At 39.3% G+C, this 9,342-nt stretch carries 10 protein-coding genes and 1 tRNA gene; 3 read left to right on the plus strand and 8 right to left on the minus strand.

Annotation, left to right across the window (positions count from 1 at the left end; translation table 11 throughout):
* Positions 1–140 precede the first annotated feature (140 nt).
* Positions 141–665 (minus strand): type 1 glutamine amidotransferase domain-containing protein, encoded by a 525-nt coding sequence (locus ACFWE9_RS06355; RefSeq protein ID WP_377356088.1) that lies wholly within the window; start codon positions 663–665, stop codon positions 141–143.
* 74 nt (positions 666–739) lie between these two features.
* Positions 740–1,477 carry a tRNA pseudouridine(38-40) synthase TruA gene (truA, locus tag ACFWE9_RS06360; RefSeq protein ID WP_230157796.1) on the minus strand — a complete coding sequence of 246 codons (738 nt, stop codon included), beginning with the start codon at positions 1,475–1,477 and terminating at the stop codon, positions 740–742.
* A 650-nt stretch (positions 1,478–2,127) separates the two neighbouring features.
* Here truA and ACFWE9_RS06365 point away from each other — a divergent pair.
* Positions 2,128–2,376, plus strand: a complete 249-nt coding sequence (locus ACFWE9_RS06365; RefSeq protein ID WP_230157798.1) for a hypothetical protein — start codon at positions 2,128–2,130, stop codon at positions 2,374–2,376.
* Between the two features lie 401 nt (positions 2,377–2,777).
* Here the strand turns inward: ACFWE9_RS06365 and ACFWE9_RS06370 are convergent, their stop codons facing one another.
* The 5 genes from ACFWE9_RS06370 to ACFWE9_RS06390 form a co-directional block, all read right to left on the minus strand.
* On the minus strand, positions 2,778–3,413 hold the full coding sequence (locus ACFWE9_RS06370; protein ID WP_230157800.1) for a nucleotidyltransferase family protein: 636 nt from the start codon (positions 3,411–3,413) through the stop codon (positions 2,778–2,780).
* Positions 3,414–3,481: 68 nt separating this feature from the next.
* A complete protein-coding gene (locus tag ACFWE9_RS06375) occupies positions 3,482–4,534 on the minus strand; it encodes an XdhC family protein (protein ID WP_230157801.1) in 1,053 nt (350 codons plus the stop codon).
* Positions 4,535–4,609: 75 nt separating this feature from the next.
* Positions 4,610–5,101: a (2Fe-2S)-binding protein gene (locus tag ACFWE9_RS06380; protein WP_290370566.1), complete on the minus strand. Its 492-nt coding sequence runs from the start codon at positions 5,099–5,101 to the stop codon at positions 4,610–4,612.
* Complete coding sequence (locus tag ACFWE9_RS06385) at positions 5,102–5,938, minus strand: FAD binding domain-containing protein (protein WP_230157802.1); 837 nt, start codon at positions 5,936–5,938, stop codon at positions 5,102–5,104.
* Complete coding sequence (locus ACFWE9_RS06390; RefSeq protein WP_230157804.1) at positions 5,938–8,304, minus strand: xanthine dehydrogenase family protein molybdopterin-binding subunit; 2,367 nt, start codon at positions 8,302–8,304, stop codon at positions 5,938–5,940. Before ACFWE9_RS06390 ends, ACFWE9_RS06385 begins: the two co-directional genes overlap by 1 nt.
* A 362-nt stretch (positions 8,305–8,666) precedes the next feature.
* Here ACFWE9_RS06390 and ACFWE9_RS06395 point away from each other — a divergent pair, with 362 nt between their 5' ends.
* Positions 8,667–8,798, plus strand: coding sequence for a hypothetical protein (locus ACFWE9_RS06395; protein ID WP_290370567.1), 132 nt, complete (start codon positions 8,667–8,669; stop codon positions 8,796–8,798).
* A 55-nt stretch (positions 8,799–8,853) separates the two neighbouring features.
* Positions 8,854–8,982, plus strand: coding sequence for a hypothetical protein (locus ACFWE9_RS06400; RefSeq protein WP_290370568.1), 129 nt, complete (start codon positions 8,854–8,856; stop codon positions 8,980–8,982).
* Between the two features lie 51 nt (positions 8,983–9,033).
* Here ACFWE9_RS06400 and ACFWE9_RS06405 read toward each other — a convergent pair.
* Positions 9,034–9,134, minus strand: a tRNA-Ser gene (locus ACFWE9_RS06405).
* Positions 9,135–9,342: the final 208 nt, after the last annotated feature.

A 9,342-nucleotide genomic window follows, 5' to 3' on the forward strand; every position in this document is an offset into this window, starting at 1 on the left:
TTGTTTCATCCTATTAAGCTGGTTAATTGGCTAGAATGTGTGAAAATACTCCTTCTTATTTTCATATTTCGCATTCGGGGCAGGAATAATTAAAAGTGGTTTTTCCAGAAGGAAAAACCACTTTTTCACCCTATTATGTTTTAACGTTTTTCAATCACGGAAATCAATTCCCTTAAATAATCCGGTAGATCAGGCGGACGTCTGCTTGATACAAGGTTTCCATCTACTACGACGGGCCTATCTATCCAAGTTGCCCCTGCATTTTCCATATCATATTTAATGCCAGGGGTACTCGTTACATTTTTCCCTTGTAAAATTTTAGCAGAAATCAATACCCAACCAGCGTGACAAATTTGCCCGATGGGTTTTTTATTTTCTTCCATACTTTGGATAAGTGATATCACTTCAGGAAATCGACGAATTTTGTCAGGTGCCCAACCGCCCGGGACAAGAATGGCATCATATTCTTCAGCTTTAATACTGCCATACTCATAATCGGATACGGCTGGTACACCATATTTTCCAATGTATGTTTCATTCGCCTTTTCTCCAGCGAGGTGAACGATCGCTCCCTCTTCTTTTAATCGTAAGATCGGATACCAGAGCTCTAAATCTTCAAAATCATGGTGCACAAGACTGATAATTTTCTTTCCTGCTAACCTCATCAAATCTCCCCTTCTTTCGTATTTTCTACTGCCTGTCCACTTTACATGCATTAACCGACGCAGCAATATTTGGTCTAAAAATCAACCTTCACCAAGTACAACCCAGCTGCCTCCGCCATACGGCCCGTTTGGATTCTTTCTTTTGACTCTAAAATACTCGGTATATTTTCAGCATCGATTTCACCCAACCCAACTTCTATCAATGTCCCGACAATCTTTCTAACCATATTATAAAGAAATCCATCGCCTCTCACTGTAATTTCGATGAAGCCGTCATTTTCTTCTATATCAATGGAATATATTTCACGCACCATGGATTTTTTCTTGGACTTTGCATTTGAAAAAGAAGTAAAATCATGTTCGCCTATAAAATATTGACATGCTTTTTTCATTCTTGTGATATCCAGCTTTTCCTCTACATGCATACTGTACTTTCGCATGAAAGGATTTGTATATGGCTCGTTCCAGATTTTATACAAATAGGTTTTATCCTTAGCATTATAACGGGCATGAAAACGATCAGGAACAAGCCTAACCTCGACAATGCTGATATCTCTTGGTAAATATCTATTCAAATAATTCATGATTTCAGCTTCAGTCAGATTTTCACCGATCTTAAAATTGGCTATTTGAGCAAAGGCATGTACACCGGCATCCGTTCTGCTACAACCGATGATCTCAATTTTTTCCCCTGCCATTTCCGTTAATACATTTTCTATTTTCCCTTGTATCGTATCATCACTATTACCGAGTCGTTGCCAGCCTTTATAGCGCCCGCCATCATATTGAATGGTCAATTTATAATTGTTCATTGCTTCCTCCTATAGTATCTAAACAGAAAATCCCTCATATAATACAAGCCCCCATACAACTCCTGCTGTATGAGGGAAGATATGGTTTTTTTCTTAGAAACACATTTTGTTAAGGTAAGATTGGATTTGTATTATGCACTTCGTTACTAGTTCCACAAGTTAAGAGCGAATGCAGTAACGGATAGTATGCTCCCCACTTTCAGGTTTTGTTTGGGAGCACCCCTCTGCTAACAAGGACGATGATTTATGTAAAGATCATACATCATATTTATGCCATTCGATAGCAAATCCTAGCAATCGAAGTGAAATGTACTTCTGCATAGTGTACCAAAGAGGCTAACGTCACGCAACGAACGATTCACCGTCACATGCCGATACTGTGAAGTCTTTGGTCAATGCATAAACATAAAGGAATAAATCGATAGAAATTTATACAGAAAAAAAGCCCAACTCCCTGTTATATCAAGGATTTAATCCCTTTGGCAGTTGAAGAACTGTGAGGGATTCGAGCACACGCCCCTTTCCCTTAAAATTTTACGTTTAAAAACTGAAAACACCCTTAATAGTTTCTCCATCTGGCCCAATCAATTAATCGATTTTTGTATATATTGGGTATACAAATTGAAAAACTTTTAATCAGGAGTGACGTAATGGCTTCTAAAAGAAAATTTGATGATTTTTTATTTGGTCGTAATGATGAAATTGATGGCATTCAATATAAGAGCCACTACTTTAACGAACACGTTCCAAAATTAGATAATGGTCAAAGAAATAAACAAAGTCTAAGAGGTAAAAAAGTTGGTCCTTCTCATCTTCCTCCTGTACCAGTTGTATTGGACCCTTCTCCAATCCAGATTACTCCAATAGGAACCATTCCAATTTACTACAGAAGAACTTAGACCATTTCATATGGTCCTGTTTTTTTAAAAGGAAATCCCGTTAAGACCGAAGACCGTAACCAAAGACCTAAATGACCACATTTTATTGTTTCCTTAACATACATCGTATACGTTTTCATTAACGTGTTGATTTTCGTTTGTATACGTGTCATATTTCATAAATGGCAGGCCCCGAAGATATGATGTCACCTTATGCTTATGTTGAAAATCGCTGACAGAGAGGTGGAATTGGATCAGAAACGGCGGCCAGCCATTAGAAGTCAAAGCGGACTCTATTTAAGAATTCAAGAATCTAGCATGAAATTTTAATTGCGATAGATCTATACATATACAGTACTTCCAACGTAAACAATTAACCTATACAATGACTACATTCCAATAGGATAAAAATAATTATCCTTCTATTCAGGAAAGGGTACTGAACTATCCTTACTTAATAGGATCTGATAATCTTCCGGAGTATCGATGTCGAACAAAATTCCCGGGTCACCTACTGGTATAATATGGTGGTTTCTGGAGTGGTTTATGATACGTTTACCACCTTCATCACCTTGCAGCATCTTAAAAAAAGGAAACAATGTAGATGAAAAGAACACCGGATGTCCCTTTTTTCCGGAAAAGGAAGGCTGTACGACACATTTCGGTTCCTGTTTTTTCATTCGTGTTGCAGCTTCATTAAATACTTGCCTGATTGTTTCATCAAGAATCAATGGCTGATCCGCCAAGAACACCATCATCCCATCCACATCTTCTATAGTCCTTATGGCTTTTTGTAAAGCCGCACTTTGTCCTTCTTGATACATATTGTTAAAAATCCATTCAAACCGTTGATCCTTTATATCAATCAAATTCATGATTTCATTCGAATTGTGTCCGATAATTGCATAAATTTTAATAAAGGGGAAAAAAAGGAGTTTCCGAATTGTATATTCCAAGAGTGGCACTCCTTGAAACATTAAAAGCTGTTTAGTGGTGCCCATTCGTTTAGACATACCTGACGCAAGAATTACAGCAGAAATTCTAATGTTATCATTCATAAATTTTTCACCATGGATTTATAGTCCAACAATAAAGATGGGCATTAAAGATATTCCTTTTTCATTTTTCAACAAATAAGTTTTCTGAATTGTATAAGCTGAGCCATAATACTAATACTAATTTCCTCTGGTCCTTCTGCACCGATATTTAGGCCCACTGGGGAATGGATTTTATCAAGCAATTGTTTTGGAGGGAGTAAACGTTCTGTTCTGACTCTTGAGCCCAATATTCCAATATAGCAGGGAGGAGATTGGTCCAATAATAACGATAATATTTGTTTATCCCGAGAGAAATTGTGGGTCATTATTATGACATAACTATTTTCTCGTAGTCTGTTTTCCTTTAAAAAAACGTCGGGATGCTCATTGATTAAAACGTCGGCAGATGGAAAGAAATTTCGATTACACCTATCGCTTCTTGGATCAATAACTATCGTTTCAAAATCGAAAGCCGAGGTAAGTTTAACAACAGGCTCCACATCTGGACCTGCACCAAAAATGTATAACGTATCCCTAGGTTTGATTCTTTCGAAAATAAATTCACTTTCTAAATCATGTACAACTGTATACTGAAATTCGGTACCTAAAACAGAAAACTCATTTAAATAGGATACTAATCTTCGCTGAACGCCTTGGTCTATTATATGACCGGTCACCATTTCATCATTTGAACAATAAATCATAGTCCCTGCTGCTACTTTCCCTCCTATGCTTTTAACAATAAAAATGGATTTTCCATCATCGAGAAGCCGTTCTATTACGGGCAATGCTGGCTGATTGTGGTTTGGTGGTACATAGCTCCACCCGAATGGTTCAAGCAGGACCTTGATCTTCCCATTGCAGCCTGATCCAATTCCCCACAGTATGTCGTTATCAGAAGATAGATCATATTCAACAATCTTAGAATGTAAAGTAGTCATCACTTCCGTAGCATGATAAGATAAATCCTCTTCTAAACAGCCCGCACTTAAAGTACCATACTGTTTACCATCTTTTCCGAAGAACATCGTTGCTCCTTTATGCCGATAGGCTGACCCCAATACCTCAAAGACAGTTGCCCTTACGAAGTAATCCTCTTTTTGTTTATTCAGTTTTTTTATATATCGATAGAATTCACTCATCTGATCACCCATTGCCTTATTCTTTAGGAACCAAATAGCCTAATTTCATAATTAATGTACTTTACCAGTGGAATACTAACGTTTGTTTCTTGATCTTGGTCTTCCTACATTGAAACGCTGCTCCTTTAAAACCGATTTTACGGCTTCTCGAATTTCCTGGTAACTAGTACACCGACAAATATTAGAACTGAGCCATTCTTCCATGATCTCATCGGTTGCGTCTGGATATTGGTTCACGAGCGCACGAGCGTTCAAAATAAATCCTGATGTACAATACCCGCACTGAAAAGCCCATTTCTCAATAAAAGCATGCTGCATAGGATCGTCATGTAATCCTTCGATCGTAGTGAGCTTCTTACCGATAGCATCCACTGCAAGCATCATGCATGACTTTACCGGCAAACCGTCTGCAAGCACCGTACAGGAACCGCAATCACCGTTCTCACAGCCGCGCTTGGCTCCTGTTAAGTCAAGTTTTTCCCTTAAAACATCTAAAAGCGTATCTGCCATTCTAACAGTCGCCACCCGCTGTTCTCCATTTATATCAAGCGTCAATTCATCATTCACTTATCTCACCCCTTCTAAATCAATTAGCGCATCGAGAAGTGTATTCCGCAGGACAAATATACGATATTCACTTGTGCCGCGTATATCACTTATTACTGGGGCCGGGATTCGAAGCACGGCCTTGTCAATCCTTTCCTCAAGGGATATACCTGTTTTATTTAACTCCTTCTCCATCTCATAAGATCGAAATGGAAAAGCACACAATCCACTTATCGCTAACCGAATGGAACGATCAATTTTTAATGTTTCTATGGTTATAAGCGGATAATCCACTCTTTCACTCTTCCTTTTTTTCTCAATAAAGAATGGTTTGTTTCGATATTTTCCATTAACTTTAATTTGTACGAGAAATTCCCCCCGCTTTAAAAGCAGCTTTTCTTTGAAAATCTTATGAACTGAGATTTGGTGAATACCGTCAATGCCCGCGACTACAAAAGTGCTATTAGATAGCAGCAATGGGAGTACGGCTTCGCGATAGATGATTTGACTAGCTAGATTTCCTCCCAGCGTAATTTGATTCCTCGATGTACGGTCCCCTATCTTTACACAAGCCTCGCCAAGCAAGGGTAATATTTTCGATTCCCAAACTTGTGTTAGGGTATGGGCTGCTCCAACAACAACAGAATTTTGCTTAAAATCCAGGGCATTACATTCAGGGATACCTTTTACATCAATCACTGCCTTTGTGAAAATCTGATTTAGCCTTCCGAGTGTAGTAATTTCCGTTCCACCGCTTAAATAGATCGGTTTCTTCCCATCTTGATCTAGCTTTTCGAATAATTCCACTGCCTCATTAATCGAAGAAGGGCGATAGTATTCAAAATTGAAGGGGAGCATTAATACACCTCCCCCGCTTTGAGCCTTGTCTTCCAAATGAACTCTGGAGTAAGAGGCAACTGTTGTAGTGAAACATTTGCTGCGAGGGATAAACTATTTGCAACCGCTGCAGGCATACCCATTATCCCATGCTCACCTAGTCCCCGGGAACCAAATGGGGCACCCTTTACTGGATTTTCAATGAATCGGACGATATACTCGGGTTGCTCACCATAATGCATCACTTTATACGACCGAAATTGTGTGGTTAAGACTCTGCCCTCGTCGTCATACAGAAATCCTTCTCTCGTAGCAAAGCTTAGTCCCATATTCATCGCGCCCATCACCTGTGTTTCAGCGCCTTTATAGTTCAATACTGTACCTGCGTCAGCTACACTTACAGCGCGGATTAACTTAAAAGTATTATCCCTTTTGTCAAATTCAACTTCCACCGCTTGTGCTATCACACCCCACTCAGGTCCCTGAACACCTTTTCCCGTTACCGGATCCATGTCCGTAATTCCTGGAATCATATATGTCCCTCTACCAACAACCTGCGTTCCTGCAACTTTGCCATCTGGAAATATAAAGCCATACACAATCTCGGAAAAATCTATTGAAATATTAGGTGAGGTCTTCTTATATACTTTTTTATTAGCGACCTCCAACTCATCTACTGGAACTTTCAAAATAATGGCTGCCGTTCTTTTTAATTGCCTGATTGCATCTTCCACAGCTCTAAGAACTGCATTTCCGGACATAAACGTTGTTCGACTCGCTGCAGTCTCCCAATTATCAGGAGACATCTGTGTATTTACCTCCATTTGTATAAACACTTCATCTTCACTCAATTTCATTTTTTCAGCAACCATTTGTGTTAGTACTGTTTTCGTCCCTTGGCCAATCTCTACAGCCGCGCTATTAATGTTCACAGACCCGTCGGAGTTAAAGGTTAAGATGGCACCTGCTCCAACACCTGGAGGTGGATCTCCATTCTTCCACGCACAACTAATTCCTTTTGTCCGTACGATCCGATCCGAAATGTCAATTCGTTGTCCTCTATCCCAATCAATAAGATCTTTTAGCTGCAACAAGCATTCCCTGATATCGCCAAGATTACTTTTATTCAAAAGAACTTGTGTAGGCGACGTGTCACCTGGCTGTATCGCGTTTTTCAAACGAAATTCCAACGGACACATCCCCAGTTTATTTGCCATTATATCTATTGTTCTTTCTACTCCAAAAGCTGCCTCAGTTCTCCCAAATCCCCGAAAATCCGTTGCATACGGATGGTTTGTATACATACATAATGAATCACACCATACATTTTTTATAGCGTATGGCCCAGTACAATCATACGCTGCGGCCTTGCTAACTGGGATTGCTCTTTCTGCATAAGCACCACCGTCAAATAAAAAATGAAGTTTTATTGCTTGTAATTTCCCGTCCTTTGTACACCCCATTTTAACCTTTGCATGTAATCCAATATGAACGGGGGAAGTAGCAATGTCTTCTTCCCGACTATTGCGTAGCCGTACCCTTCTACCGCCTACAGCCTTAGAAGCAACATATGCCAGCGGTTCTAATTGCACACTGGTTTTAGCACCAAACGATCCGCCGACTAACGGGATATGAACTTGCACCTTTCCTTCATCAATATTAAATGTTTCACTAATCAGTTCTTTCATTTCAAACGGTTCCTGAGAGGCAGAGTGTATTATAACTTCTCCGGTCTTTTTAATTTCTACATCTGCACATCTCGTTTCTATCGCCGTATGATCAGATTGATTAAAGGAAAATATTTCTTCTACGATGAAATCAGACTGAGCAAACCCCCGATCAATATTACCCTTGCGAATTCCTTGACGGTTCGCTATATTTGTACCTGGCACCGGATGTATACCTCCGGACGCCCCCTCTCCGTCAGCATCTTGATCTATTTGATATTGTTCTACTTGTTCATGAACAAGAGGGGCATCATTTTGATAAGCCTGCACAGGTGAATTCACTACAGGAAGCACTTTATATGTAACACGTATCGAAGAAACCGCTTGAATGGCAATCGCTTCGGAATCAGCAATGACCATTGCAATCGGCTCTCCATAATACCGAACCTTGTCAAAGGCAAGCAATGGGCGATCCTTAATAGTAGTCCCAATCAAAAGTGGATAGTCTTCTCCCGTTACAATCATACGCACTCCCGGTACCTTCCAAGCCTCGTCTGTATCAACCTTTCCTATAGAGGCATGCGCATAAAGACTCGTCAATAGCTTTACATGCAATGTACCGACTTCTTGAAAATCATCAATATACTTTACCCTCCCGGAGACTTTATCCCAACTTTCTTTCCTTGGAACGCTTTTTCCAATAACACGATATTGTTTCATACGTTCCCTCCTCTTATCACACACAACTATAAAATCTTATTAATTGAAGTACTTTTTTAGAACTGAGAACCCGTGTTATGTAATGGAATGAGAAAGAGGAGAAAAAAGCCGATCCCTCCAGATGCTTATAGTGAAAGAATCCACCGATACTTGAATCAAAAGGGGCATCTCCTTTTGTTTATAAAATAAATGAGCATACCGTCTTTGCTGCAATACTTGATTCCTTTCTTGCAACCCAACGAGAGAAAGGGAAAATTAAAAAGAAAAGCCCATCTCATTACTCATTTATAGTCCAGACACTAAAAAAAGGCTTCTTATAGGTAGTTTAATAATGAAGAAAATAGAATTTGGGGAAATGTTAAATGTGTATAAAGATGTTTACAGATAAAGAGATTAAGCTTTACGGAGACCGGGACCCTACAAGATCCACGGAACATGTTACGCGTGATGAAACGTTTCATTTTGAAGCGGCATATGTACATCCATTAGTTTAAGGTTTCAAGATATCCAGCACTCCATCTTGATTTCTGAAGGGGGAGATATCGTCTTGTGGCACGTTTAGGACATTCGGATTCTACAATCACGTTAACAAATCACGTCCATTTGATGCCAAACGAAGATGATGACGTGTTGAAATTTCTACAAGTTGTTCTCATCGCATTCAGTATTAATAAATAAAAAAAGGCCCAAATCCTTGTTATATCAAGGATTTAAGCCTCTGGCAGTTGATGACCTGTGAGGGATTCGAACCCACGACCCCTTCCCTGTCAAGGAAGTGAAAGGAATCGGATTATAACAGATTTAGTTAGAAAACGTTGATATAATAGGCCCTTGTTTTTTCTTTATATGGTATAAACAGATGTAATTGGTGGCAATATGTTTGGTTTTGCCACCAGTCCGCCACCAATATACCACCAGATAAACCCCCTGTGTTATGAGGGGTATCTTGGTTTTTAAATAAAAACCTGATTTTCCATTAAAGTAGAAATCTAAGTCAGCTACTGGTTCTACTTACTAACCATTACCAACATAAGTAAT

It is taken from the genome of Peribacillus sp. NPDC060253 (assembly GCF_042727425.1).
In the GTDB taxonomy this organism is placed as follows: Bacteria; Bacillota; Bacilli; order Bacillales; family DSM-1321; genus Peribacillus.